Annotated in this window: 23 protein-coding genes; 15 read left to right on the plus strand and 8 right to left on the minus strand. The window is 66.7% G+C overall.

Going from position 1 to position 26,886, the window contains the following annotated elements; all coding sequences use genetic code 11:
* Nucleotides 1-83: 83 nt before the first annotated feature.
* The 10 genes from dusB (at nucleotide 84) to BYZ73_RS03675 (ending at nucleotide 12,880) form a co-directional block, all read left to right on the plus strand.
* A complete protein-coding gene (gene dusB / locus BYZ73_RS03630) occupies nucleotides 84-1,067 on the plus strand; it encodes a tRNA dihydrouridine synthase DusB (RefSeq protein WP_112314935.1) in 984 nt (327 codons plus the stop codon).
* A complete protein-coding gene (locus BYZ73_RS03635) occupies nucleotides 1,064-2,143 on the plus strand; it encodes a two-component system sensor histidine kinase NtrB (protein ID WP_108022956.1) in 1,080 nt (359 codons plus the stop codon). The genes dusB and BYZ73_RS03635 overlap by 4 nt, the downstream gene beginning before the upstream one ends.
* Nucleotides 2,143-3,519, plus strand: a complete 1,377-nt coding sequence (locus BYZ73_RS03640; protein ID WP_108022958.1) for a response regulator — start codon at nucleotides 2,143-2,145, stop codon at nucleotides 3,517-3,519. Before BYZ73_RS03635 ends, BYZ73_RS03640 begins: the two co-directional genes overlap by 1 nt.
* A 116-nt stretch (nucleotides 3,520-3,635) precedes the next feature.
* Nucleotides 3,636-5,912, plus strand: a complete 2,277-nt coding sequence (locus tag BYZ73_RS03645; protein ID WP_112314985.1) for a sensor histidine kinase NtrY-like — start codon at nucleotides 3,636-3,638, stop codon at nucleotides 5,910-5,912.
* Between the two features lie 3 nt (nucleotides 5,913-5,915).
* Nucleotides 5,916-7,334, plus strand: coding sequence for a nitrogen assimilation response regulator NtrX (ntrX, locus tag BYZ73_RS03650; protein ID WP_108022960.1), 1,419 nt, complete (start codon nucleotides 5,916-5,918; stop codon nucleotides 7,332-7,334).
* A 58-nt stretch (nucleotides 7,335-7,392) separates the two neighbouring features.
* Complete coding sequence (trkA, locus tag BYZ73_RS03655; RefSeq protein ID WP_108022962.1) at nucleotides 7,393-8,769, plus strand: Trk system potassium transporter TrkA; 1,377 nt, start codon at nucleotides 7,393-7,395, stop codon at nucleotides 8,767-8,769.
* A 3-nt stretch (nucleotides 8,770-8,772) separates the two neighbouring features.
* Nucleotides 8,773-10,296, plus strand: a complete 1,524-nt coding sequence (locus tag BYZ73_RS03660; RefSeq protein ID WP_112314936.1) for a TrkH family potassium uptake protein — start codon at nucleotides 8,773-8,775, stop codon at nucleotides 10,294-10,296.
* A gap of 137 nt (nucleotides 10,297-10,433) precedes the next feature.
* Nucleotides 10,434-10,667, plus strand: coding sequence for an RNA chaperone Hfq (gene hfq, locus BYZ73_RS03665; protein ID WP_042461931.1), 234 nt, complete (start codon nucleotides 10,434-10,436; stop codon nucleotides 10,665-10,667).
* A gap of 32 nt (nucleotides 10,668-10,699) precedes the next feature.
* Entirely contained in the window at nucleotides 10,700-11,953 is a 1,254-nt protein-coding gene (gene hflX, locus BYZ73_RS03670) for a GTPase HflX (protein ID WP_112314986.1), read from the plus strand.
* 90 nt (nucleotides 11,954-12,043) lie between these two features.
* The gene (locus tag BYZ73_RS03675) at nucleotides 12,044-12,880 is read left to right on the plus strand and encodes a lysozyme family protein (RefSeq protein ID WP_245895468.1); all 837 of its coding nucleotides are present in this window, start codon (nucleotides 12,044-12,046) and stop codon (nucleotides 12,878-12,880) included.
* A gap of 318 nt (nucleotides 12,881-13,198) precedes the next feature.
* On the opposite strand, the gene BYZ73_RS03680 is transcribed toward BYZ73_RS03675, so the two are convergent.
* Nucleotides 13,199-15,667, minus strand: a complete 2,469-nt coding sequence (locus tag BYZ73_RS03680) for a penicillin acylase family protein (protein ID WP_108022965.1) — start codon at nucleotides 15,665-15,667, stop codon at nucleotides 13,199-13,201.
* An 80-nt stretch (nucleotides 15,668-15,747) separates the two neighbouring features.
* Here BYZ73_RS03680 and BYZ73_RS03685 point away from each other — a divergent pair, with 80 nt between their 5' ends.
* The 4 genes from BYZ73_RS03685 to BYZ73_RS03700 all read left to right on the plus strand — a co-directional run bounded on the left by BYZ73_RS03685 (nucleotide 15,748) and on the right by BYZ73_RS03700 (nucleotide 19,567).
* Complete coding sequence (locus BYZ73_RS03685) at nucleotides 15,748-16,620, plus strand: NAD(P)-dependent oxidoreductase (protein WP_112314937.1); 873 nt, start codon at nucleotides 15,748-15,750, stop codon at nucleotides 16,618-16,620.
* A 156-nt stretch (nucleotides 16,621-16,776) separates the two neighbouring features.
* Nucleotides 16,777-17,664 (plus strand): ABC transporter permease, encoded by an 888-nt coding sequence (locus tag BYZ73_RS03690; RefSeq protein WP_220086786.1) that lies wholly within the window; start codon nucleotides 16,777-16,779, stop codon nucleotides 17,662-17,664.
* Nucleotides 17,661-18,461, plus strand: coding sequence for an ABC transporter permease (locus tag BYZ73_RS03695; RefSeq protein ID WP_108022969.1), 801 nt, complete (start codon nucleotides 17,661-17,663; stop codon nucleotides 18,459-18,461). The genes BYZ73_RS03690 and BYZ73_RS03695 overlap by 4 nt, the downstream gene beginning before the upstream one ends.
* Entirely contained in the window at nucleotides 18,458-19,567 is a 1,110-nt protein-coding gene (locus tag BYZ73_RS03700) for an ABC transporter ATP-binding protein (protein WP_245895469.1), read from the plus strand. The genes BYZ73_RS03695 and BYZ73_RS03700 overlap by 4 nt, the downstream gene beginning before the upstream one ends.
* Before the next feature lie 18 nt (nucleotides 19,568-19,585).
* Here the strand turns inward: BYZ73_RS03700 and ppk2 are convergent, their stop codons facing one another.
* Genes ppk2 through metA form a run of 3 tightly spaced genes read right to left on the minus strand, consistent with a single transcriptional unit; the run spans nucleotide 19,586 to nucleotide 22,295 of the window.
* Nucleotides 19,586-20,458, minus strand: a complete 873-nt coding sequence (gene ppk2, locus BYZ73_RS03705; protein ID WP_112314939.1) for a polyphosphate kinase 2 — start codon at nucleotides 20,456-20,458, stop codon at nucleotides 19,586-19,588.
* Between the two features lie 35 nt (nucleotides 20,459-20,493).
* Nucleotides 20,494-21,366: an alpha/beta fold hydrolase gene (locus BYZ73_RS03710; protein ID WP_112314940.1), complete on the minus strand. Its 873-nt coding sequence runs from the start codon at nucleotides 21,364-21,366 to the stop codon at nucleotides 20,494-20,496.
* A 2-nt stretch (nucleotides 21,367-21,368) separates the two neighbouring features.
* Nucleotides 21,369-22,295: a homoserine O-acetyltransferase MetA gene (metA, locus tag BYZ73_RS03715; RefSeq protein ID WP_112314941.1), complete on the minus strand. Its 927-nt coding sequence runs from the start codon at nucleotides 22,293-22,295 to the stop codon at nucleotides 21,369-21,371.
* Between the two features lie 166 nt (nucleotides 22,296-22,461).
* On the opposite strand from metA, the gene BYZ73_RS03720 reads away from it, so the two are divergent.
* Nucleotides 22,462-23,043: a hypothetical protein gene (locus BYZ73_RS03720; protein WP_112314942.1), complete on the plus strand. Its 582-nt coding sequence runs from the start codon at nucleotides 22,462-22,464 to the stop codon at nucleotides 23,041-23,043.
* Here the strand turns inward: BYZ73_RS03720 and BYZ73_RS03725 are convergent.
* From BYZ73_RS03725 to BYZ73_RS03740, 4 genes are all read right to left on the minus strand, one after another.
* Complete coding sequence (locus BYZ73_RS03725; protein ID WP_112314943.1) at nucleotides 23,015-23,887, minus strand: ATPase; 873 nt, start codon at nucleotides 23,885-23,887, stop codon at nucleotides 23,015-23,017. The two genes, BYZ73_RS03720 and BYZ73_RS03725, sit on opposite strands and share 29 nt — an antisense overlap.
* Nucleotides 23,888-24,020: 133 nt before the next feature.
* Nucleotides 24,021-25,130 (minus strand): hypothetical protein, encoded by a 1,110-nt coding sequence (locus BYZ73_RS03730; RefSeq protein ID WP_108022981.1) that lies wholly within the window; start codon nucleotides 25,128-25,130, stop codon nucleotides 24,021-24,023.
* 63 nt (nucleotides 25,131-25,193) lie between these two features.
* On the minus strand, nucleotides 25,194-26,111 hold the full coding sequence (locus tag BYZ73_RS03735; protein ID WP_112314944.1) for a DMT family transporter: 918 nt from the start codon (nucleotides 26,109-26,111) through the stop codon (nucleotides 25,194-25,196).
* Nucleotides 26,108-26,836: an endonuclease NucS domain-containing protein gene (locus tag BYZ73_RS03740; protein ID WP_112314945.1), complete on the minus strand. Its 729-nt coding sequence runs from the start codon at nucleotides 26,834-26,836 to the stop codon at nucleotides 26,108-26,110. The genes BYZ73_RS03735 and BYZ73_RS03740 overlap by 4 nt, the downstream gene beginning before the upstream one ends.
* Nucleotides 26,837-26,886 lie beyond the last annotated feature (50 nt).

Genomic DNA, 26,886 nt, shown 5'->3' on the forward strand with positions numbered 1-26,886 from the left:
CCGGGCAGACAAAGAGTGTCAGGGTGATTGCCATTGCCGGGCGGGGGGGCTAGATCAATTCCGGCTGCACAAGGATTAATCAATTGGCCATTCGCGTGGCAGATATCGCGCTGGATCCTCCGGTTCTCCTTGCTCCGATGGCGGGAATCACGGACTTGCCGTTTCGACGGCTGGTTGCGTCCTTCGGCGCAGGCCTGGTGGTGTCCGAGATGGTCGCGAGCCAGGAAATGGTGCAGGCCAAGCCGGGGGTGCGCGAGCGGGCGGCGCTGGGCTTCGGCGAAGAGGCGACGGCGGTCCAGCTGGCTGGACGGGACGCGGACTGGATGGCGCGGGCGGCGCGGATGGTGGAAGAGCAGGGGGCCAGGATCATCGACATCAACATGGGCTGTCCGGCCAAGAAGGTGGTCGGCGGGCTGTCGGGTTCGGCGCTGATGCGCGACCCCGACCGGGCGTTGCGGCTGATCGAGGCGGTGGTGAAGGCGGTGTCCGTGCCGGTCACGCTGAAGACCCGGCTGGGCTGGGATGACGGCCTGAGAAACGCCGCCGATCTGGCGCGCTGGGCCGAGGCCGCGGGCGTGCGGATGATCACCATCCATGGCCGCACCCGCTGTCAGTTCTACAAGGGCCGGGCCGACTGGCGCGCGATCCGCGAGGTCAAGGAGGCGGTCACCGTGCCGGTGGTGGCGAATGGCGACATCGTCTGCGGCGAGACCGCAGCGCAGGCGCTCGATCAGTCCGGTGCCGACGGGGTGATGGTCGGGCGCGGCGCGCAGGGGCGGCCCTGGCTGCTGGCCGAGATCGGCGCCCGGATCGCGGGGCGCCCGGCGCCCGCGGTGCCCCAAGGCGCGGCGCTGGCCGACATGGTCGCGCGGCATTACGAGGACATGCTGGGCTTTTACGGCGCGGATCTGGGCGGGCGTGTCGCGCGCAAGCATCTGGGCTGGTACATGGACCGCGCGGGCACGCCCGCGCCCCTGCGCCGCCGGGTGTTGACGGCGCCGGCCGGGGCGGCGGTGCTGGCGCTTCTGCCCGAGGCGCTGGCTTCCGAGGGGAGGGCCGCGGCATGACGCTCGATCAGGACGCGATCTGGACCGCGCTGCCGATCCCGGCCTTCCTGCTGGATGCGGGCGACCGGATCGCCGCGATCAACCCGGCCTCGGAGCTTTTCGTCAACGCCACGATCAAGACCCTCAGCGGCGTGCCGATCTTCGACCGGCTGGCGGTCGATGCGCCGCTTGACGAAGCCTTCGCCCGGGTCCGCGCCAACCGCGCGCCGCTGTTCATCAACGATGTCGATGTCAGCGCGGGCAACAAGCCGCCGGTCCTGTGCAACGTGCAGGTGGCGCCGATGAACGACGGCGAGGAACACCTGCTGCTGCTGGTCAGCCCGCGCGAGATCGCCGGGCGGCTGGGGCGGGCGCATTCGGTGAAATCGGCGGCCAAGTCGGCGATCGGCATGGCCGAAATGCTGGCGCACGAGATCAAGAACCCGCTCGCGGGCATCACCGGGGCGGCGCAGCTTCTGTCGATGAACCTGACGAATGGCGATCTGGAGATGACCGATCTGATCGTCGAGGAAAGCCGCCGGATCGTGAAGCTGCTCGATCAGGTCGAGCAGTTCGGCAATCTGCGCCCGCCGGCCTGCAAGGCGGTCAACCTCCACGACGTGCTGGACCGGGTGCGGCGCTCGGCGGCGGTGGGCTTTGCGGCCAACATGAAGATCGTCGAGGAATACGACCCCTCGCTGCCGCCGACCTGGGCCGACCCCGACCAGCTGATGCAGGTCTTCACCAACCTGATCACCAATGCCGCCCAGGCGGCCGGTCCGCGCGGCGGCACGATCCGGCTGCGCACCTTCTACGACCTGTCGCTGAGGCTGCGCCACCCCGACGGATCGGGCGTGCCGGTGCCGTTGCAGGTGGAAATCACCGATGACGGTCCGGGCCTGCCCCCCGAGATCGCCGCCGACATCTTCGAGCCCTTCGTCTCGGGCCGCGAAAACGGCACCGGGCTGGGGCTTGCGCTGGTCTCGAAGATCATCGGCGACCATGGCGGCTGGATCGCGGTCGACTCGGTGCCCGGGCGCACCGTGTTCCGCGTCTCGCTGCCGGTTGCCCCGAAACCCGAAGAGGATGAGAGCTGATGGACGGAACCGTACTTGTCGCCGATGACGACCGCACGATCCGCACCGTTTTGACCCAGGCCCTGACCCGGGCCGGCTGCAAGGTGCATGCCACCTCGTCCCTGACCACGCTGATGCGCTGGGTCGGCGAGGGAAAGGGCGATCTGGTGATCTCGGACGTGATCATGCCCGATGGCAACGGGCTCGAGATGCTGCCGAAGATCGGGCAGGAGCGGCCGGGCCTGCCGGTGATCGTGATTTCGGCGCAGAACACCATCATGACCGCGATCCAGGCGGCCGAGGCCGAGGCCTATGACTATCTGCCCAAGCCCTTCGACCTGCCCGACCTGATGAAGCGGGCGGCGCGGGCGCTGGAGACCAAGCGCCGGGTCGGCCGTCCGCGCGAGGTCGCGCCGCCGACCGGGGGCGACACCCAGGACGACCTGCCGCTGGTCGGGCGCACGCCGCAGATGCAGGCGCTGTACCGGCTGGTGGCGCGGGTGATGAACGCCGATCTGCCGGTGCTGATCACCGGCGAATCCGGCACCGGCAAATCGCTGATCGCCCGCGCGATCCACGACTTTTCCGACCGCCGCTCGCTGCCCTTCGTGATCGCGACCGCCGCCGACATGGAGGGCGTCGACGGCCCCTCGGCGCTGGTCGCGCGCGCCCGCGGCGGCTCGATCCTGTTCGACGAGGTGGCCGACCTGACCGAAGAGGCGCAGGGCCGGATCGTGCGCATGCTGGACAGCTTCGGCGACAGCGCGCCGCGCATCATGGCGACCAGCCAGACCGATCTGATGGGCCGGATGGAGGCGGGGCAGTTCCGGCAGGACCTGTTCTACCGCCTGGGCGGCGTCACCGTGGCGGTGCCCTCGCTGCGCGAGCGGGTCGACGACATTCCGTTGCTGGCCGAGCATTTCCTCGGCCGCTCCGACCGCGACGGCAGCGCGACCCGGCGTCTGGCCGAGGATGCGATGGACCTGATCCGCGCCTATAGCTGGCCCGGCAATGTCCGCCAGCTGGAACACACCATCCGCCGTCTGGTGGTGACAAGTTCCGAAGAGGTCATCACCCGCGCCGAGGTCGAGGCGGTTCTGGGTAACCAGCCCGAGATCGAGCCGCTGGTCGGCGGCGGGGATGGCGAAAAGCTGTCGGCTTCGGTCGCCAAGCATCTGAGGCGCTATTTCGACCTGCATGGCGGCGTGTTGCCGCCGCCCGGGCTTTATGCCCGCATCCTGCGCGAGGTCGAAATGCCGCTGATCGAGATCGCGCTGGATGCGACCGGCGGCAATCAGGCCAAATGTGCCGATCTTCTGGGGATCAACCGCAATACCTTGCGCAAGAAGATCACGGATCTCGATATTCGCGTGACACGGCGCCGGAAGTTGATGTAAATTGGCAACAAGGCGTGGCCGACCGGACATAACCCCGGCGGCCCTGCCATGAGGTCAGGGCCGTCTTCGGGCGGTGCAGCGACACGAGGCGAGCGGTGACACATGCCAAGGGCCTGATGGCCCTGGAAAGGTTCTTGCGCCTGCGCAGATCGCGCCAGGCGACCAATGCCGCCACGCTGAGCGTCGTGGTCCTTGGCCCGCTTCTGGCGATCTTCACCTTCCTGATGCTGGGGCCGCTCGATCAGGGCGCCTCGTCGCATGGGCTTCGGATCGTCATCCTGATCGATCTTGTCTATGCGCTGGTCGTGGCGGCGCTGGTGGTGCAACGCATCGCGCGGATGGTGGCGGCGCGGCGGCGGCATTCGGCGGGCTCGCGGCTGCATCTGCGGCTGACCGGGGTCTTCGCGCTGATCGCGCTGATCCCGACGGTGTCGGTCGCGATCTTTGCCGGTCTGACCATCAATATCGGGCTTGAGGGCTGGTTCTCGGAACGGGTGCGCAACGTGGTCGGCGCCTCGTTGGCCGCGGCCGAGGCCTATGAGGACGAACACCGCCGCGATCTGGTGGCCGATGCGCATACGCTGGCGGGCTATCTGGCGGTGGCGCGGCAGGCGACCGTGTTCCTGTCGGACGGCGACATGCGCCAGCTTCTGACCCAGGCCCAGGCGCGGGTTCAGCGCGGGCTGAAGGAAGCCTATGTGATCGACGGCTCGGCCGAGATCCGGGCGCGGGGCGAACGGTCTTACCTGTTCAACTACGAACGTCCCGGCGCCGACGACATCGCGCGGGCGGGCGCGGGCGAGACGGTGGTCATTCAGGACTGGGACAACAACGAGTTCCGCGCGCTGCAAAAGCTCGACGGCTATCTCGACCGCTATCTCTACATCTCGCGCACGGTCGATGGCGACATCCTGAACCTTCTGGACGACACCCAGCAATCGGTGCGGCTGTATCAGCAGCTCGAACAGGAACGCGGGCGGGTGCTGTTCGAATTCGGGCTGCTCTATCTGGGCTTCGCGGTGATCCTGATCCTTGCCGCGGTCTGGCTGGGCCTGTGGTTCGCCGAAAGGCTGTCGCGGCCCGTGGGTCGGCTTGCGGGTGCGGCCCAGCGGGTGGGGGCGGGCGATCTGGACGTGCGGGTGCCCGAAGAGACCGGCGATGACGAGATCGCGATGCTGGGGCGGATGTTCAACCAGATGACCCGGCAGCTGAAGCTGCAACGCGACGCGCTTCTCGACAATACCCGCCAGATCGAAAAGCGGCGGCGGCTGTTCGATTCCGTGCTGTCCTCGGTCACCGCGGGGGTGATGGGGCTCGATGCCGAGGGGCGGGTCGAGGTGATGAATCGCTCGGCGCTGCTGCTTCTGCGGCTCGATGCGGCCGAGGCCGAGGGGCAGGAGCTGTGTGTCGCGGTGCCGGAATTCGCCGAGCTTCTGGAAAAGCTGAAAGCCAGCCGCCGCGGCACCGCCCAGGAAGAGATCCGGCTGCTGCGCGGCGGCAACATGGAACATCTGCTGGTCCGCATGGCGATGAGGAAAAGCGCCGATGGCGGGGCCGAGGGCTTCGTGGTGGCCTTCGACGACGTGACCGATCTGGTGACGGCGCAACGGATGGCGGCCTGGGGCGACGTGGCGCGCCGGATCGCACACGAGATCAAGAACCCGCTGACGCCGATCCAGCTGTCGGCCGAGCGGATCAAGCGAAAGTTCCGCACCGCGGTCGGCGATCAGGCCGAGGCGCTGGACCAGATGACCGACGTTATCGTTCGGCAAACCAATGACTTGCGGCGCATCGTTGATGAATTCTCCAAATTCGCCCGGATGCCCGAACCCGACCGCAAGCCGGTCGATCTGGCGGCGCTTCTGCGCGATGCGGTGTTGTTGCAGGAGGCGGGCCAGCCCGGGGTCGCCTTCGTGGCCGAGATCCCCGAGGCGCCGGTTCCGGCCGAGCTGGACGCGACCATGATCTCTCAGGCGTTGACGAACATCATGAAGAACGCGGGCGAAGCCATTGACAGTCTTAGGACAAAAGGCGAACCCGAAGGCTATGCCCCCGAGATCCGGGTCCGGCTCGATGTCGAGGAGGGCAGCGCGACGATCCGGATCGCCGACAACGGCATCGGGCTGCCGCAGGACCGGGCGCGGCTTTTCGAGCCCTATGTGACCACGCGCGATCACGGCACCGGGCTGGGCCTGCCCATCGTCAAGAAGATCATCGAGGAACACGGGGGCCGGCTCGACTTGCGCGACGCCGATCCCTTCGCCGAGGGGGCACATTGCGGCGCCCTGGCCGAAATCACGCTGCCGGTCGATCCGGCACAGGGCGCGGCGGACGGCCCGGCACGGGCCGCCACCCGCGACACGACACCAGAAACAGCGGCAACCGGGGAGTAGGACATGGGCGACATCCTCATCGTCGACGACGAGCGCGACATTCGCGAGCTGATCTCGGACATTCTGCAGGACGAGGGCTACACGACGCGGCTGGCCGCCAATTCCGACGCCTGCATGGCCGAGATCAACGCCGCCGCACCGGCGCTGATGATCCTCGACATCTGGCTGAAGGACAGCACCATGGACGGGATCGACATCCTGTCGAAGGTCAAGCGCGACAATCCCGACATTCCGATCGTCATCATCTCGGGTCACGGCAATATCGAGATCGCGGTCGCGGCGATCAAGCAGGGCGCCTATGATTTCATCGAAAAACCCTTCAATATCGACCAGTTGCTGGTCGTCATTCGCAGGGCGATGGAAGCGTCGCGGCTGAGGCGCGAAAATCAGGAGCTGCGCCGCAAGGACGTGGTCCAGGCCGAGATGATCGGCGAAAGTCCGGCCTTCAAGACCTTGAAATCGCAGCTGGACAAGGTCACCCGGTCGAACGGGCGGGTGATGCTGAAGGGGCCGTCGGGCTGCGGCAAGGAGGTGGCGGCGCGCTACATCCATGCCAATTCCGGCCGCGCCTCGGGGCCGTTCGTCGTGGTCAATTCTGCCTCGATCGAGCCCGAGCGGATGGAAGAGGTGCTTTTCGGGCGCGAAAGTGCCGCGCGCGGGGTCGAGAAGGGTCTGCTGGAACAGGCCCATGGCGGCATCCTCTACTTCGACGAGGTGGCCGACATGCCGCTGGGCACCCAGTCGAAGATCCTGCGGGTGCTGGTCGACCAGCAGTTCCAGCGCGCGGGCGGCACCGACAAGGTCCGGGTCGACATCAGGGTGATTTCCTCGACCACCCGCGACCTGACCGCCGAGATACAGGCCGGGACCTTCCGCGAAGAGCTGTATCACCGGCTGAACGTGGTGCCGATCGACGTGCCCTCGCTGGACGAGCGGCGCGAGGACATCCCCGAACTGGCGCGCCATTTCATCGCCGCCTTCAACCGGGTGCAGGGGCTGCCGCTGCGCGCGCTGGGGGCCGAGGCCGAGGCGCTGTTGCAGACCATGTCCTGGCCCGGCAACGTGCGCCAGCTGAAGAACGTGATCGAGCGGGTGCTGATCCTTGGCGAGGGCACGGACCCGATCCTTGCCTCCGAACTGCCGATGCAGGCTGAAGGCCCGGCCGAGGAGGGGCGGATCGTGCTGGCGGGCGCGCTGGCGACGCTGCCGCTGCGCGAGGCGCGCGAGCTGTTCGAGCGCGAATACCTGCTGACCCAGATCAACCGCTTTGGCGGCAACATCTCGCGGACCGCCAATTTCGTCGGCATGGAACGCTCGGCGTTGCACCGCAAGCTCAAGTCGCTGGGCGTGGTGACGACGACCCGGGCAGGCGGCCGGATCGCGCATCTCGAGGAGGAAGAGGAGCCCTCCGCCGCCGATTGACCCTCCGGGCCGCTTCTGCGATGGATTGGGGCAGTTTTGCCTGACGGATACGGGGCGCATGAAGGTCATCATCTGCGGCGCGGGCCAGGTGGGCTGGCAGATCGCCCGCCACCTCTCGGGCGAGAAGAACGACGTCACCATCGTCGACATGAACGCGGACCTGATCCGGCGCGCCACCGACGCGCTGGATGTGCAGGGGATCGCGGGCCATGCCTCTTATCCGGACGTGCTGGAACGCGCGGGCGCGCGCGATGCGGACATGATCATCGCCGCCACCCAGTCCGACGAGGTCAACATGGTGACCTGTCAGGTGGCGCATTCGATCTTTGCCGTGCCGCGCAAGATCGCGCGGCTTCGGGCGCAGTCCTACCTGACCGCGATCTATTCCGATCTTTACCGCCGCGATCACATGCCCATCGACGTGGTGATCAGCCCCGAACGCGAGGTGGCCGAGGCCGCGCTGCAACGGCTGGCCGCGCCTGCCGCCTTCGATACGGAGAGCTTCCTGCGCGGGCAGGCGCAGCTTCTGGGGATCGCGCTCGATGAGGATTGCCCGGTCCTGCGCACGCCGCTGCGCCAGTTGACCGACCTGTTCTCGACGCTGCGCGCGCTGGTTGTGGGGGTGCGCCGCGAAGGCACGCTGTTCGCGCCCGAGCCGGGCGACCAGTTGTTCCCCGACGACCAGATCTATGTCTTCGCCCATGTCGATGACGTGAACCGGACGCTGGAGATCTTCGGCAAATCCACCAAGAAGCAGGAGCGCGTGGTCATCATCGGCGGCGGCAATGTCGGCCTGTCGGTCGCGAAGGCGCTGGAGGCGCGCGAGGAGCGGATTCGCGCCAAGGTGATCGAGAAGGACCGACGTCAGGCCGAGATCGCGGCCGATGCGCTGGAACGGACCATCGTGCTGAACGGCGACGGGCTCGACATCAACCTGCTGGCCGAGGCCAATATCGAACGCGCCGACGCGGTGCTGGCGGTGACCGACGACGACAAGACCAACCTGCTGGCGGCCGTGCGCGCCAAGATGGCGGGCTGTCCGATGGCGATCTGTCTGGTCAACGATCCCTCGCTCGTGTCGCTGATGGGGGCGCTCGAGGTCGACGCCTATATCAACCCGCGCGCCACCACCGTCAGCTCGATCCTGCGCCATGTCCGCCATGGCCGGGTGCGCGGCGTCTATTCCATCGGCGATGCCGAGGCCGAGGTGCTGGAGGCGCAGGTGCTGTCGACCTCGCCCATGTCCGGCAAGCGGGTGCAGGACATCGACTTTCCCGAAGGCGCGCTGGTCGGCGCGGTGATGAAGGCCGGCAAGGTGATCCTGCCGCGCGGCGATACCCGGATCGAGGAGGGCGACATGGTGGTCATCTTCGCCCTCAGTGCCGACGTCCCCGAGGTGGAGCGCCTGCTGCAGGTTTCCATCGACTTCTTCTGAGCCATGCGACGGCTGGCCGATCTTCCCTTCCTGGTGATCCTGATGGGGATCGGGGCGCTGGCGATGTTTCCGCCGGTGGGCCTTGCGCTGGCCGAACGCGACTGGACGACGGCGCGGGCCTTCTTCAATTCGGGGCTGCTGTTTTCCGTCCTGACCGTGCTGATCGGCTTGTCGACCATCAACCGGCCGGTCCGCAACCAGGCCCGCAGCCATCTGCTGGCGATGCTGGGCTTCTATGCGCTGTTGCCGGTGATGCTGGCGGTGCCGTTTTCCGAGGCGGTGCGCGACACGAGCTTTCTCAACGCCTATTTCGAGATGATCTCGTGCCTGACCACGACCGGAGCGACGCTGTTCGACAGTCCCGAACGGTTGACCGCGGGCGTGCATCTGTGGCGCGCGCTGGTCGGCTGGCTGGGCGGGTTCTTCGTCTGGGTGACCGCCATCGCGATCCTCGCGCCGATGAACCTCGGTGGCTTCGAGGTGACGGCGGGGGCGGGCAGCATCGCCGGTCGTGTCGGCCCCGAGCGCGGCGCGGTTCACCCGGCCCACGATCCGCGCGAACGGCTGATGCGTTTCGCCGAACAGCTGGCGCCGGTCTATATCGGTCTGACCGCCTGCCTCTGGGTGCTGATGCTGGTGGCGGGCGAGGGACCTCTGGTGGCGGCCTGCCATGCGATGTCGGTGCTCTCGACCTCGGGGATCTCGCCGGTCGGCGGGGTCGCGGGCGGGCAAAGCGGCATCGCGGGCGAGATCATGCTGTGGGGCTTCATGCTGTTCGCGATTTCGCGGCAGATGTTCATGTTCGATTTTCGCCCCGAAAGCTGGCGGCGGCTGAAGGACGATCTGGAATTGCGGATGGGCATCGGCATCGCCTGGGTGGTGACCGTCTTCCTGTTCGCCCGGCACTGGGTCGGCGCCTATGAGGTCGCCGCCGAGGAAAACGGGCTGGCGGCGCTTGGCGCGCTCTGGGGGGCGATTTTCACGGTGACATCTTACCTGACCACCACGGGCTTTGCCTCGGTCGAATGGATCGACGCCCGGCAATGGTCCGGGCTGGCGACGCCGGGGCTGATTCTGGTCGGCCTTGCGGTTTTCGGCGGCGGGGTCGCGACCACGGCGGGGGGCGTCAAGCTTCTGCGGATCTACGCGCTTTACAAGCACGGCATCCGCGAGATGGAAAAGCTGGTGCACCCGTCCTCGGTCGGCGGCGCTGGCGCCTTCGCCCGCCGCATCCGCCGCCAGGGCGCGCAGATCGCCTTTGTCTTCTTCATGCTCTTCGCGCTGTCGGTGGCAGTGGTCATGGTCGCGCTGGGGTTTCTGGGGCTCGACTTCGAGGCCGCGATGGTGCTGACGGTCGCGGCCCTGACCACGACCGGTCCGCTGGCCGCCGCCGCGACCGACCCGCCGCTGTCCTATTCGGCGCTCGGCGATGCCGCGAAGATGGTGCTGGCAAGCGCGATGATCCTCGGACGGCTCGAGACCCTGGCCATCATTGCGCTCTTCAATCCGGAATTCTGGCGCAAGTGAACCTTGGGTCGATGCAAAATTCACCTGTGGAACACGTTGAACAGGGCTGGAATCTGAGTAAACCTCGCTTCATACTCGCCCCCAGAGGGAGACGGCTGTCCGCCGAGGGGCAGAATAGACAACAAGGCAAAGAAAAAATGGCTGCCGATAAGCAAAACCTGCAAGACGCGTTTCTTAACCATGTTCGCAAGACGAAGGTCCCGGTCACGATCTTTCTGATCAACGGGGTCAAGCTGCAGGGCGTGATCACCTGGTTCGACAATTTCTGCGTGCTGTTGCGCCGGGACGGGCAGTCCCAGCTGGTCTACAAGCATGCGATTTCGACCATCATGCCCTCGCAACCGATCAACCTTTACGAAGGTGAGGATTGAGCCCGGCCGAACCGGCAGGGTCCGAGCCTCGCATCACCCGCGCTTGGGTGTTGCATCCGGACATCTCGTCCGACCGCGAGCGCCGGGCCTCGGCTCCGGCGCTTGAGGAGGCCGTGGCGCTGGCCGGGGCCTTGCCCGGGCTTGAGGTCGCGGGCGCCGAGATCGTGCCTCTGGCCAGGCCCCGGGCGGGCTATCTGTTCGGCTCGGGCAAGATCGACGAGCTGAAAGAGCGGCTGACCGAGGCCGAGGTCGAGCTGGTGCTGATCGACGGGCCGGTCAGCCCGGTGCAGCAGCGCAATCTGGAAAAGGCCTGGAAGGTCAAGATCCTCGACCGGACCGGGCTGATCCTTGAGATCTTCGCCGACCGGGCGCGGACGCGCGAGGGCGTGTTGCAGGTCGAACTGGCCGCGCTCAGCTATCAGCGCACCCGGCTGGTGCGGGCCTGGACCCACCTCGAACGCCAGCGCGGTGGCCTGGGATTCGTCGGCGGGCCCGGCGAGACCCAGATCGAGGCCGACCGCCGCGCCATCGACGAGGCGATCACCCGGATCCGGCGGCAGCTGTCGAAGGTCGTCAAGACCCGCGATCTGCACCGCGCCGCCCGGCGCAAGGTGCCGTTCCCGATCGTGGCGCTGGTGGGCTATACCAACGCGGGCAAGTCGACGCTTTTCAACCGGCTGACCGGGGCCGAGGTTCTGGCCAAGGACATGCTGTTCGCCACGCTCGATCCGACGATGCGGGCGGTCGCGCTGCCGACCGGGCTCAAGGTGATCCTGTCGGATACGGTGGGGTTCATCTCGGATCTGCCGACGCAGCTGGTCGCGGCCTTCCGGGCGACGCTCGAAGAGGTGCTGGAGGCCGATCTGGTCCTGCATGTCCGCGACATCGCCCATCCCGACAGCGAGGCCCAGGCCGAGGACGTGCGCACGATCCTTGCGGATCTCGGTGTGGCGCGCGAGACGCCGCAGATCGAGGTGTGGAACAAGACCGACCTTCTGGACCCCGACCGGCGCGCGGCGGTCGAGGCGGCGGCGGCCCGGCATGACGGGGTCGAGGCGATCTCGGCCTGGACCGGGCAGGGGATCGAGCCGCTGCTGGCGGCGGTGACCGGGCTTCTCGACGAGACCCGTCAGCGGCGCGAGCTGCATCTCGATCATGGCGACGGGCGCCGCCGCGCCTGGCTTTACGATCAGGGCGTGGTCGAGGGCGAGGCGCCCGACGATGACGGCTCGACCCTGACCGTCAACTGGACGGCGCGGCAGGAACAGCGGTTCCGCAGCCTCTGAGGCGACGGGCGATCCCGGCCGTCGGCAACGAAATCTGAACTTCTGGCTGGCAGGGTCGCGGGCAATTCACGCACTCAGAACGAGGTGCCGATGCCCCCGCGAAACCGCGTGCCGATGCTGGCTGTCGAACTGGCCCTTGCCCTGATCCTCGGATTGGGGCTTGCCCTGGCCTCTGTCCTGCGCCCCGCGCTGGCCGAGCCGGTCTCGCTGATTGCGGGGGGCGGGTTTCTTGGCGCAGCGGGCGGCGCCTCCGGGCCGTTGCTGACCCAGATGCCTGCCTCGGGGCCGGGTCCGTCCGGCGCCAGTCTTTTCGCCGGACGCGAGGGGTCGAGCCTTTTCGCCCCCTCTCCCGACCGGCCGCAACGGGCGGCGCCGTCCGGCCCGGTGTCGATCTTTTCGCCGCTCCGTCCGGGCGGCACGAATGCTGCGCTGGCCGAGGGCATCCGGCTTCTGATCGGCCGGGCCGAGGCCGGGCGGATGGGCTATGACGCGGTTCAGCACGGCGCGAAGATCCTGCCGCCGGGGCGGCCCACGCAACTGAGCATCGGCCAGATCTACAAATGGATCGCCGACACCCCCGGTCAGCCCCATGCCATCGGCCGCTATCAGTTCATTCCGGAAACGCTGCGCCGTCTGGTGACCGAACTGGGGCTGAGCGAGCGCACCCGGTTCACGGCGCCGGTTCAGGATCGTTTGGCCGATCTGCTGCTGGAAGAGGCCGGGCTCAGCGCCTTCGGCGCGGGCGAGATGCCGCGCAAGGATTTCATGCATAATCTGGCGCAGATCTGGGCCGGGTTTCCGACCGCCAGCGGCCGGTCCTATTACCATGGCGTGGCGGGCAACCGCGCGACGATGACCTGGGCCCAGTTCGAGGATGCCATGGCGCGCATCGCCCCGACAGGACGTCGTCCGCCGAAGGACGGCTGAGACGGGCCTCGAGGGCCGTCTGGCCCGGGCAGAGATCTTCGGATCGGCGCGCGGCCGATCCGGAAAACGCGGATCCGCGCCGCGGTCGCACCATCTGCCTGCGTCAAGGGGCGGGCCGGGCGCGCCCCACCCGATGGCGCCTGCCGATCCCCGCGATGCCTTCAAGGGGCGCGTCCGGTTCCAGGGGCGGGGGACGGTCCGGAAATGAGACGCGGGCCATGTGCCACGCGATGGCCGCGTGCCGGAGGCCTGGGGGCGCGGCGCCTCCCGCGCATCGGTCACGGCGCCTGACGGCGCGCGCCGATGCGGGGCACAGCGTCACTCGGCTTTCGGCACCAGATCGGTGATGCCGACCGCGGCGGCGCGGGCGAGATCGGGGTCGAGCGACATCGGGATGTACTCGCCCCGGCGCCAGAGCTCGCCCAGATCGTCGTAATGACGGCTGAGCGGATGGCCAGATTGCCCCGTCGAGATGATGAAGACCGAACTGTCGGGATCGGCGAAATCGTAGACCCCGCGATAGCCCGCGCCATGGACATTGGCGAAGGGGAACGGGTCAGTCCCCTTGGTCAGGCCCCGGTTCAGCGTGTTGTCGCCGCCCGAGGTCGGCTGGCGGATGTTGACGATCCATTTCAGAAGCGGCGTCTCGCCCAGCACCGGATGATCGTGCCAGGCCTGATGCGCCTGCCCCCAGCGCAGCGATTCGAGCGAGCCGCCATAGGTTTCCGACAGGTACAGAAGCGCCTCGTCGAGCGACTTGCGGGCGATCTCGGTGCAGGTCTCCTGCGCCGCCGACTGGCGGATGTCGCACCAGACCGAGGCGCCGTCGATGTCGCGGAACACCCGCTCGATGAACAGCGGCTCGACATGACTGAACTCGCGCGCAAGCGGGCCCAGGTCGTCCTCGATCAGGTCGCGCTGCAGGAACCGCATCCAGGCGGCATAGATCAGCGGTTCGGGCAGGTGTTCGTTCATCTCGCCGTTCCAGCCCGCCAGCAGTTCCAGCGCCCGCTGGCGCCGCCGTTCCGGGCTGCCCGCGGGTGCGGGTTCGCCGGTGAACCACAGATCCTTGCCGACCAGCGGCAGAAGCGACCGCGCGGTGAAGGACACGGTGTCCAGCTGGGCCTCGATGAAGCTTTCGCGGGTATGGACCTTGCGCGTCTCCATCAGCCGCTTCCAGCGCTGGATCCGCTGGGTGTCGCCCCAGTCGAAGCTGACATGAAGCGGGAAGGGCCGGTCGACGAGCTTGTTGTTGGTATTGCCCAGGATGCCGCCCTCGGGGTCCTTGAAGCTGGGATTGGCGGCGTAGTTCAGCCAGCCCTGCCAGCGGTTTTCCTCCTTCCAGCCGGGCTGGGGCAGGCGGCCCTGGCTCTGGTTGGCGGCGCTTCGGCGCGGCATCGCGCCGATCATCTGCAGCGCGATATTGTCCTCGTCGACCAGCGTCAGGTTCAGCGAGGGCGCGACGAAGAACCGGCCGGCCTCGATCGCCTCGTCGACATTCTGCGACCGCATGACCCGCATCGCCGCGCTCATCGAAGTGTCGGCCCCGTTCAGCAGCGTCCAGCCCAGCGACGCGACATGGCCGGGCGGGGTGATCGAGGCCAGATCGTAATGGGTGCCGGGCAGCACCGGCCCGTTCTCGGTCCAGCGGAGCGTGATCGTGACCGGCTCGGCATCGGCGACCTTGATGATGCTGCGCCGGGTCTCGAAGGGGCGAAAACCGTCGGGCGTGCGGTATTCCTCGGGGTTGTCGGGGTTCAGCTGTTCGAGGAACACGTCCTGATCGTCGAGATAGGAGGTGGTGAGCCCCCAGCCCAGCTTGGCCGAGCGACCCGAGAGGATCGTGGGAATACCGGGGATGGTGCCGCCGATGACGCCGCCGGTCGAAAGTTCCAGCCGCGCCAGATACCAGATCGAGGGCGCGGAGAAGCCCAGATGCGGGTCGTTGGCCAAAAGCGTGCCGCCCGCCGCCGAGCGTTTCGGCGCCGCGGCCCAGGCGTTCGAGGCGCCCGCGAGGTCCGCCCCGAGAAACGGCGACAGCGGGCCTTCGGCATAGCGGGCGATCGGCGCCGAGGAGGGCACCACGCCGGGGGCAAGCTCGGCATAGTCGGGCAGGGCTGCAAGCCCCGGCCCGGGCGCGTCGGGCAGGAGGTCCATCACCCGCCCGGGCTCGAGCAGCAGCGAGACGCGCGCGCGCAGCACCTCGGCGTCGAGATGGGAGGACAAGCGCACCCCCATCAGCTTGACGAGCGCAATCGAATCGGCCGGCTGCCAATAGGCGACTTCCGGCCGGAACAGGAAGAATTCCGGCGCGCCGCGGCCGCGCGCCTCGGTGTTGACGGTCTGGATCCAGGCATTGACGCCGCGCGAATAGGCCTCGAGCGCGGCGCGGGTCTGCGGGTCCTGGGCCGCGACCGATTTCTGCGCGAGCCCGTAAAGGTCGAGCCGCCGCATCAGTTCGTCGATCTTCAGCGTCCGGGCGCCGAACAATTCGGACAGCCGTCCCTGCACCGTCCGGCGCAGCACTGTCATCTGCCAGAGCCGGTCCTGGGCATGGGCATAGCCCAGCCCGAAGAACACGTCCTCGTCGGTCTTGCCGAAGATATGCGGAACGCTGGTATGGTCGCGCACGATCTCGACCGGGGCGCTCAGCCCCTCGACCTCGTGGGTGCCGCTGTATTCGGGCAGCGACCGCGCGGCGAGGTAATAGGCGCCGCCCAGTCCCAGACCGGCCAGAACCACGACGGCGGTGAAGATCCGCAACAGCCAGCGGAAGAGATTGGGCATGGCGCACCCGTTGTTGACGCCTCGGATGAGGCCGTTAGGTAAGGGCAAATGGCGTTTCATGCAACGAGGGGAGGAGCCGCATGGCACGGGTTGCGTTTCTGGGGCTTGGGGTGATGGGGTATCCGATGGCGGGGCATCTTGCCGCCGCGGGTCATGAAGTTGCCGTTTACAACCGCACCGCCGCCAAGGCCGAGGCCTGGGTGGCCGAACATGGCGGGCGCGCCGCGCCGACACCGGCCGCGGCGGCCGAGGGGGCCGAATTCGTGATGGCCTGCGTCGGCAATGACGACGACCTGCGCGCGATCTGCGACGGCGAAACCGGGGCCTTTGCCGGTATGGCTTCGGGCGCGGTCTTCGTCGATCACACCACGGTGTCGTCGATGGTGACCGAAGAGATGGCGGCGCTGGCCCAGACGCGGGGCATTGCCTTCGTCGATGCGCCGGTTTCGGGCGGGCAGGCGGGCGCCGAGAACGGCCAGCTTGTGATCATGTGCGGCGGCCCCGAGGCGGCCTATGCGGCGGCCGAACCGGTGATGGCCGCTTATGCCAAGCTGTCCAAGCTGATGGGCGGCACCGGTGCCGGGCAGCTGACCAAGATGGTCAACCAGATCTGCATCGCGGGGCTGGTGCAGGGTCTGTCCGAGGGGCTGCATTTCGCCGAGAAGGCCGGGCTTGACGGACGCGCGGTGGTCGAGGTGATCGGCGGCGGCGCGGCCGGAAGCTGGCAGATGATGAACCGCTATCAGACCATGCTGGACGACAAGTTCGACCATGGCTTCGCGGTCGACTGGATGCGCAAGGATCTGGGCATCTGTCTGGCCACCGCGGACAAGACCGGCGCGAGCCTGCCGGTGACCGCGCTGGTCGACCAGTTCTACAAGGATGTGCAGAAGCTGGGCGGCGCGCGCTGGGATACGTCGAGCCTGATCAAACGCTTGCGCGCCATGGGTTAGGCCCGGCCCGAACCGGGCCGCACCGGGCATCCGCGGGGTTCTGCCGAAATTTCGGGCAGGTGCCCAAGGAACTTGCCCGGGACGGCCCGGGTGCCCTTGCACAGGGCCGCGTCTGTTTCCATGATCGCGTCCGAAACGGGGAGTGGCGCGATTCCAATGACCGAGACCAAGGCAAGGCCCCGGCTGGGCCGAAGCGAGGCGGCCCAGGGGTATTTCCTGGTGGCGCCGCCTTTCCTTTACGCGCTGCTGCTGCTGGCAGCACCCCTGGCGGCTATCGTGCTGTTCAGCTTCTGGACGCAGGATTACCTGACGCTCGATACCACGCTGACGCTGAAGAATTATCGCGAGGCGCTGTCGGACCCGCTTTATGGCGAGCTTCTGCTGCGCTCTCTGGTGATTTCGCTGGCGGTGACGGTCGCGACGGTGCTGACCGCCTTTCCCATCGCCTATTTCATCTCGTTCAACGTGCCGCCGTCCAGCAAGTCGATGTGGATCTTCCTGATCACCATCCCGTTCTGGTCGTCCTACCTGATGCGGGTTTTCCTGTGGAAGGTGATCCTTGGCTATAACGGTGTGCTCAACACCACGCTGACCGGGCTCGGGATCATCGACGAGCCGCTAAGTTTTATCCTTTATAACGCGAATGCGGTGGTGATCACGCTGGCGCACGCCTATGCGCCCTTCGCGATCCTGCCGATCTACGTGGCACTGGAAAAGATCGACCGCTCGCTGCTGGAGGCCAGCCGCGATCTGGGCGAAAGCCGGGTCATGACCTTCCTGAGGGTGACGTTGCCGCTGGCGATGCCGGGGGTCGTGGCGGCGGTGCTGATCGTCTTCATCCCGACCATCGGGGACTATGTGACGCCCCGGCTTGTGGGCGGGCCGAACGGGCTGATGATCGCCAACATGATCCAGACCCAGTTCCTGAAGCTGAACAACGCCCCCATGGGCGCGGCACTGGCGGTGCTGGCGATGGCGATGGTGACGGCGGTCTCTCTGGTCTTCCTGTTCCTCAATCGCCGGTACCTGAAGGGGCAGAAATGAAGAGCCTCAGGCTTTACGCGATCCTCTATCTGATCTTTCTCTATGCGCCGATCGCGCTGCTGCCGATCTTTGCCTTCAATGATGGCACGGTGATCGCCTTTCCGCTGAAGGGCTTCACGCTGGAATGGTTCAAGGAGCTTCTGACCATCCCGGCGCTGCATGCGGCGGTGCTGAACAGCCTGATCATCGCGGTTTCGTCGGCGCTGATCGCCACCTGTCTGGGGATCTGTGCCGCCCGGGCGGGCACGCGCTTTGCCTTTCCGGGCAAGAAGGGCATTCTGGGGCTGATCATGCTGCCGCTGGTGCTGCCCGAGATCATCGTGGCGGTCTCGTTGCTGGTGGTGCTGCTGCAACTCGGCCTGCCGCTCGGGTCCTGGACGGTGGTGCTGGGCCATGTGCTGATGTGCACGCCGTTTTCCATCGCGATCCTGAATTCGGCCTTTCAAAGCCTCGACGTCTCGCTGGAGGAAGCCGCTATCGATCTGGGCGAAACCCGCTGGTCGAGCTTCCGGCTCATCACGCTGCCGCTGGTGATGCCGGGCATCATCTCGTCGCTTCTGATCGCCTTCACGATCTCGCTCGACGAGTTCATCATCGCCTTCTTCCTGACCGGGACCAACCCGACCCTGCCGGTCTATATCTGGGGCCAGCTCCGCTTTCCGCAGAAGATCCCCGTGATCATGGCGCTGGGCACGATCCTGGTGCTGGCCTCTGTGATCCTGCTTGCCATTGCCGAATATTTCCGCCGCCGGGGCGTCGCGCGCACCGGACAGGCCGACGCCGGAGGTTTCCTGTGAAAGACACGCTGGGCGTCGAACGCCCCATCATCGCGCTCGAGAATGTCGAGAAATACTACGGCGAGTATTACGCGCTGCGGGGGATCAGTGCCGAGATCCGGCAGGGCGAGTTCTTTTCGCTGCTGGGACCGTCGGGCTGTGGCAAGACCACGCTTCTGCGCACCATCGCAGGCTTCGAGGAACTGTCGGGCGGCCGGCTGACGATCGACGGCAAGGACATGAAACGGGTGCCGGCCAATGTGCGGCCGACCAACATGGTTTTCCAGTCCTACGCGATCTTCCCGCATCTGACGGTGGCCGAGAATGTTGGCTTTGGCCTCCGGCGCGAGCCGCTGAGCCGGGATGAGAAGGCGCGCAAGGTGGCCGAGGCGCTGGAGATGGTGGGGCTCAGGGGCTATGGCGCCCGCGCCGCGCATGCGTTGTCGGGCGGGCAGCGGCAGCGCGTGGCGCTGGCCCGCGCGCTGATCCTGGAACCCAAGGTGCTGCTGCTGGACGAGCCGTTGTCGGCGCTTGACAAGAAGATGCGCGAACAGATGCAGACCGAGCTGCGGCGGTTGCAACGGCAGGTGGGCATCACCTTCATCCTGGTCACCCACGATCAGGAAGAGGCGCTGATCATGTCCGACCGGATCGCGGTGATGTTCGAGGGCCAGATCGCCCAGCTCGACACCCCGCAACAGCTGTACCGGCGGCCCAACACGCGTCAGGTGGGCGAATTCATCGGTGTGATGAACTTCCTGCCCGCGACCGCCACGGTCAGCGACGAGACCCATATCGAGGTCGAGGCGGCCGGATTGGGCCGCGCGGTGATCGCCCCCGATCAGCTGCCCGGCGGCTGGCATCCGGGCCAGACCCAAAGCGTGGGCATCCGCCCCGAGACCATGTCGATCCTGTTTCCCGGCGAAACCACCGACCGCCGCGTCGCGATCGGGACGGTCGAGGATCTGTCCTATTACGGGGACATGACCTATTACGTGGTGCGGCTGGACGGGGTCGACCGGCCGATGACGATCTCGATGAAGAACCTCGTCGGGCGGCCGGTGCTGGACCGGGGCACCGAGGCGCGGGTCGCCTGGGATGCGCGGTCGCTGGTGCTGTTCGCCTGAGGTCGGGTTTCAGGGAGGCTAGAGCGTCCAGATCTCGGGACCGCCGCAGATCCGCGGGTCGGGGTCGCCCACGACCTTGTCCTTCTTGCCCTTGTAATCGACCAGCGACAACACGCGCCGGATCGCGGCCAGCCGCGCCCTGCGCTTGTCGTCCGACCGGATCACCGTCCAGGGGGCAGGCCCGGTATGGGTGCGCATGAAGGTTTCGCGGATCGCCGCCGAATAGGCGTCCCAGCGCTTCAGCCCCTCGACGTCGATCCAGGACAGCTTCCATTGCTTGAGCGGGTCGCCTTCGCGCTGCAGAAAGCGGCGCAGCTGTTCGGCCTGGCCCACGTTCAGCCAGATCTTGACCAGCAGCACGCCCTCGTCGACCAGCATCTCCTCGAAGCGGGGAACCTGATCGAAGAAGCGTTCGCGCTCGGCCTCGGTGCAGAATTCGAAGACATGCTCGACCACGGCGCGGTTGTACCAGGACCGGTCGAACAGCACGATTTCGCCGCCCGCGGGCAGTTCCTCGACATAGCGCTGGAAGTACCACTCGCTTTTCTCGCGGTCCGAGGGCGCGGGCAGCGCCACCAGCCGGGCGACGCGCGGGTTCATGTTCTTGCGAAACCGCTTGATGGTACCGCCCTTGCCGGCCGCATCACGGCCCTCGAAGAGGATGGCGATGCGCTTGCCGGTGGCCTTCACATCGGCTTGCAGCTTGGCCAGCTCGATCTGCAGCGCCTCAAGATCCTCGGCATAGGTGTGCTTGTCCAGCAGGCGGTCATAGGGATAGCTGTCGGACAGGATGTCGTGCTTGTGGCTGTCCGCAATGGCCTTGCGGATCTCGTGGGGCGCGTCGTGCTCGTAGAAGCGGGTGATCGCGCCGTCGAAGGGAAGATCTGTCATCGCATGCTCCGGGCCGGTCCCGGGCAGTATGACGATCAGGCGGCGGGACGCAATCCGGCCCGCGCCGCCGCCCGGCGGATCGCCGCAACCGCCGCCTCGGGATCGGCGTGGTGGGGCATGTGGCCGACGCCGTCGAGTTCGGTCAGATGAACGTTGGGCAGGCGTTCGGCCAGCGGCCGGGAATGGACCTCGATCGGCACGATCCGGTCGGCGGTGCCATGCAGGATCTCGATCGGCATCCGCAGCGCGTCGTAGCGGTCGGCCATGGCGCGGATATGGGGCTTGAGCCCGTTCACCTGCCGGGTATTGGCGCGCAGCGTATCGGGGCGCAGGCTGAGCGCGATGCCGATATGATCGGCATAGCCGTCGGGAACCGGGTCGGGTTCGAAGATCCGGGCGATGGTCTGGTCGGCGACGAAGCGCGGCACGAAGGCCGAGATCAGCGGGACCATGAACATCGACCCGAAATCCGACGAGACCAGTTCGTAATAGGGGCCGAGCCCGCCGGGCCAGGGCATCGCCGCGCCCGCGAGCGACACGATGGCCGCCGCCCGCGCCGGATGGTCGAGCGCCCAGGCAAGCGCCACGGCCCCCCCGAAGGAATGGCCGACCAGAACCGCCGGGCCAAGCCCCAGCCGGACGCTGGCGGCCTCGAGCACCGCGGCCTGTTCGGTGGGGCTTTCGCCATTCGGGTGCAACGGGTCGGTATGGCCGAGCCCCGGCCGGTCGAAGGCGGTCACGCGGAACTGGCCCGACAGTCGCCCGAGCAGGTCGAAGGTGAAGTCGCGGGTATTGCCGCCCGCGCCATGCAGCAGGATCACGTCGGGACCGGCGCCCTCCTGATGGGCATGGACCTGAAGCCCGTCGATCTCGATCAGCCGTCCGGTGGGGGCGTAGTCTTCGGGCATGCTCAGCGGGTTCCGATCAGGCTCTGGTCGAAGGGGGTGGTCTGGTAGATCTGGTTGATCCAGTTGCCGTAAAGCAGGTGCGCGTGGCTGCGCCAGCGGTTCTGCGGCGGCAGGGCCGGATCGTCGCCCGGATAGTAGTTCTGCGGGACGTTGATGGGGGTGCCGTTGGCCACGTCGCGGTCGTATTCCTGTTTCAGCGTCTCGCTGTCATATTCGAAATGGTTGAAGATATAGAGAGCGCGATGCGCCGGGTCCTCGACCAGGCAGGGGCCGCTTTCGTCGCTTCCCAGCAGCGTGACCAGCCCGGGGGCCGTGTCGATCTCGTCCTGGCGCATTTCGGTCCAGCGGCTGACCGGGATCACGCAATCGTCGGAAAAGCCGCGCAGATAGGGCGAGGCGGGCGCCAGATTGCGGTGCCGGAAGCAGCCGAAGGCCTTCTTCGGCAGCATGTGCTTTTGCACCCCATGGAAGTGATAGATCATCGCCATGCCACCCCAGCAGATGCCGAAGGTAGAATGCACATGGCTTTGGGTCCAGTCGAAGACCTGGGTCAGCTCGTCCCAATAGGTGACCTCGGTGAAGGGCAGATGCTCGATCGGGGCGCCGGTGATCAGAAGCCCGTCGAACTTCTCGCCGCTGGCCGCCACTTCGGCAAAGGGGCGGTAGAAGGTCTCCATGTGCTCGGCGGCGGTGTTCTTGGTCTTGTGCTCGGTCATCCGCACGAGGCTGAATTCGATCTGCAGGGGCGTCGCGCCGATCAGCCGGGCGAACTGCGTCTCGGTCTGGATCTTCTTCGGCATCAGGTTCAGAAGCGCGATCTTCAGCGGCCGGATGTCCTGGCGCAGCGCCGCATCCTCGCCCATCACCATCACTCCCTCGCGCGCCAGAACGTCAAAGGCGGGAAGGTCGGTCGGGATCTTGATGGGCATCGGACATCTCCACTCGAACGGCGCGTGAACATAAGTCAGTTGGGTCCGTCTCTCAAGGGAGAGGCGGGTCAATTGACAGACGGGACCCCGCGCGGTTTCATCACATGGAACAATCGGCGAAACCGGAGGGGAAAGCGTGCGCGGGACAAGGTCGAGATCGCCGAGAGTGCTGCCGATTCTGACCTGCGCCGCAGTGCTGGCGGCGGGTGGGGCGCGCCCGGTCGCGGCCCAGGATGGCCCCGAATGGGAGTTGCAGCGGTGCATCTGGAGTTGCCTCTCGGCCTTCGGTCCGGCCGACAACCCGGCCTATGCCGCCTGTGTGGCGCAAAGATGTCCCTCGGAAGCTGCGCCCGCGCCGGTTCCCTGGGCCAGCGGGCCGACAGCCGACGGGCGCGGCGCCTTTGCCGGGACCCGGTCAGAGGCCGATCCGGATGTGCTGTTCTATCTCTTCTGCGCGCCGGGCGGCCAGCGCATCCTGCAACTGGCAGGCGTCGAGGGCGGCCCGGCGCCGAATGTGCTGGTGCTGGCCGTGGACGGGCAGGGATTTCCGGTGAGCTTCACCGGGGCGGGCGATGGGGCGGGCGATCTGAGCGTGCTGGCAAGCCTTCCGCCCGGGGCGCCCCTGTTGGGGGCGCTGATGCGCGGGCAAAGCCTCGAGATCCGCAACGGTGCGGGCTTCGCGCTGGGCCGGTTCGGGCTGGCCGGCGCGGGCCCGGCGATCAGCGGCGCGCTGGCGCGCTGTCGATAGCCCGGGCGATCAGCTCGACGAAATCCTCGGGGCTGCGCAGGGCCGCGACCTCTTCGGCGGTGACCCTGACGCCCCAGTTCCGCGCCATCGCGGCATAGCGCGGCTGCCGGTGGGCCAGGGCGCGCGCATAGGTCCAGCGCACGAAGGCATCGGGATCGACGCTGTCTTCGGTCAGGCCGGTCTGGGCGAGGTAATCGGCCCAGGCGGCATGCAGGAATTCGGGCTGGTAATACATCGGCTTCGGCGCGCGGTCGAAGCGGCGTACCAGTTCGGCGGTATGGGCGTCGCTGCCCTCGATCCAGACCAGCAGCAGATGCGACGAGAGCGCCGACAGCACCGGGTCCTCGGGGTTCTCGGGGTCCACGACCTCGCAGATCGAGCCGCCGGAATCGCAGACGAAATCGGCATAGCCGTAAAGCTGGGCCGCGCGGTCGATGAAGCGCGGGGTATCGAGCAGCGCCGAGATTTCCGCCTCGCGGTGCTGGGCCTGGCGGTTCATGTATTCGTCGAAGGGCAGCCCGCCCTTGTCGCGCGCGCCGGGCTTGCCAAGATAGGTCGAGAGCGGCGCGAGATTGTCGAAGGTGATGTTCGAGGCGATGAACACGCTGTCGGTGCGCAGAAGCTCGCGCAGCAGCGGCACCTTCATGGCCTCGCGCTTGAAATTGTCGGCGATGAATTCGCCCATGTAGCGGGTGCCGATGCGGTAATCGACCGAGTAATGGAACCAGCCGCCCTCGGCGCGCAGCATGTTCGACACATGGGTCTTGCCCAGCCCCGACATGCCGAACAGCAATACCTGCCGGGTTTTGGCCTGCCGCCAGGCCTCTGCCGTCTCATAGATCATCCGACCACCCCTTCGATCCGCGCCGCGTCCTATCCCGCCGCTGCGGGGCGGTCAAACCCAATCGCCGCCCGCGAAACGCGAACGCCCCGGCCGGGGCCGGGGCCGGGGCGTGATTGGCGCCACTGCGCAGGTGTCAGAAATAATACCCGACCCTCAGCCCCACGCCGATACCGTGATTGTCCTTGAAGGTCGTCGTGGTCGGACCGAACTCGGTCTTGGCATTGCCGATATCGACATAGCGCACGCCGCCCGTCACCTTGACCTTGCCGGTGGTATAGGTTGCGGCCAGACCGATCGACCGGAAGCCGTCGGTCGGCCCGAGATTGCCGGTATAGCTGCCTTCGTGCTTTTCGTAGCCGAACAGAATGGCCCCCGACCAGTTGTCGTTGAACTTGCGCCCGAGGCCCAGATTGTAGGTGGTCACGTCGTGGTCGTAATCGACCAGAGATCCTCCGGGCACGACACTGCCGGTGTAGAGATCGGGCGTAATGTCGAAGGCGGTCCAGTCCACCCATCTGATCGAGCCGAAGACAAGCGTATCCTTCGCGATCCCGCTCTGGAATTCCAGCGTCAGAGATTGCGGGATCGTGACGTCAAGCTCGTTCGAGATTGAAAAGGCGCCGGCGGTCTCGACCGTATCGAAGGCATGGTCGATGGCCGAACTGTAGGTCAATGCCACACGCGCCGCGATTTCCGGTTTTTCCCAGGCGACGCCGAGAATGTAGCCGAAATCGGTCTCGGTCGAGGAGGTCATCGAATAGGCGCCGATGCCCGGCAGGCCGACAGTGCCGGACGTCCTGATGGCGCGGACCCCGCCGATCAGGTTGACATTCGACGGAAGCTCGTATCGCAGCAATGCGGTGAGACCGGTCGAATTGATGTCGGCCTGCGCGCCGTCGAGCGTCGAGAGCGGAGATCCGACCGGATAGGTGTTGGTGCTGCCATAGGACACATCCGCACCGATCGGTTCATCGAGGATCAGCGCCACGGCCATGCTGTCGCCCAGATCCTGCTTGAAGGCGAGCGAGTAGCCGCTGAAGCCCGGCAACATGTCGCCGGAGCCAAGGCCGGTCACGTCCGACGACCCGCTCACGTCGGGATCGAACCGGCTGAAGCCCAGTTCGACATAGGTGCCCTGTTCGAAAAGGATCCCGACCGAGGGCACCGATCTCTCGATCCCGCCCGCAAATGCCGGGCCTGTCGTCACAGCAGCCAAAACGGCCGCCCCAACGGCATATTTCATTCTTTCCTCCCACTTTTTGACTTTTACAAAAGGCTAGCGGGCGCGGGCTTCACCGGTCAATTGCTAACGCGACGTTCGCCGGGGTGCCATCCGGTTTTCCTGACCAGCGTGTCGCGGGCGTCCCACTTCCCCGCGCAAATTGAGGAAATTGGCCCCGAGAATAATTGCCGCACCGACAAGCACCATCGGATCGAGGGGTTCGTCGTAAAGCACCATGCCGACCAGCGCGATCACGGGCAGGCGCAGGAAGTCGAGCGGCATGACGATGCTGGCGGGCGCGACCGACAGCGCGCTGGTCAGGCAGAAATGCGCGGTGAGCCCGGCCAGCCCGATCACGGTCAGCGGGACCCAGGCGGCGGGCGAGGGCCAGGCGATCTGGCCGTCGATGCCCGCGCAGGCAAGGCCCAGCACGGTCTGCATGGCCGTCAGCCAGAAGAGGATCGAGACGATCGACTGGCTGCGAGTCAGCCGCTTGGTGAACAGCGCCGATCCCGCAAAGCAGATCGCCGCGGCCGCGGCGGCCATCGCCCCGGGTTCCAGCGCGGCCGGATTCGGCCGGGCGACGAGAAGGATGCCGAGAAAGCCGATGAAGGCCGCCAGCGCCCGGGTCGGGGTCAGCCTCTCGCCCAGAATGGCGGGGGCCAGCAGCGCGACCCAGATCGGCGAGGTGAATTCCAGCGCGAAGACCTGCGCCATCGGGATCAGGCCCAGCGCCAGGAACCACAGGTTCTGGCCGGTGAAATGGCAGACATTGCGCAGGGCATGCAGACCGAGCTGTCGGCGCGAAATCTCGCCCAGCCGTCCGAAGGCGCCGCCGACCGCCAGCACCAGCCCGAGGCCGATCAGCGAGCGGTAGAGCATCAGCTCGAACGTATCGAGCTCGACCGAGACCATTCGCCCCGCAACCGCCATCGAGGAGAAGGCGGTGATCGCTCCGGTCATCCACAGGGCAGCTTTCAGGAGACTTCCGCTGTCTGTCATCCGACCCTGGAAAACGAGAAGGCGAATGAGTATTTCATCAACACGAGACCTTCGATCATCCGGGCGGCGCGGATCAGTTTGGGATCGAAGTCCGGTGCGATAAGCACACCGCGCGGGCGCGCGCCCGTTTCGTCTTCGATGTCGGCCATGTATGCCGCGATCTGGCCCAGGACGTCGTGCCCGGCTGTCGTCGCCTTCAGTTCGATCACCACGCGGTTGCCCCGAGCGTCCACCGCCAGCACGTCGATCCTTCCGGATGGGACGGCGTATTCCTTTCCGTTTTCAAAAAGATGGAGGCCGGGCTCGATCTGCTCGACGCAGGATACCAAGGCCGTCTGCAGATCCTGCTCGTAGCGGAAGCAGAGATCCCTTGCAGAGGCGGTTTGTGCGTTCGCCTCGCTAAGGTCTCTGGCATGCGGCTGAACCGCTTCGAGTTCCAGATCGGCTCGAAACCGCGCGTATTTCGCCACCGCCGATTTGTAGGAAGCAAGGTTGTTGCGCAAATTGCCGTTGATCGGCAGCTTGGAGGGATTGGGCTCGTCCCTCCGCTCCATCTCCCGGGAATAAGTCAATTCATCGATGAGGCTTGTCAACTCGTCGGCATCGTAGAGCGTGTCGATCTCGCCGTACTGGGCCTCTACGCGGCGCAACTCCGACAATTTCGTCGACCAAGTCGCCTCGGTTGGAACTGCGCGCCTGAGCCAGTCCGAATAATCTGGATGCATGACTTGCTCTCCTTGCCGACCCGAGCGGTCCTCGGGCCCAGTCTATCACG

The sequence above is a fragment of the Rhodovulum viride genome, from assembly GCF_003265965.1.
Lineage (GTDB): Bacteria > Pseudomonadota > Alphaproteobacteria > Rhodobacterales > Rhodobacteraceae > Rhodovulum > Rhodovulum kholense.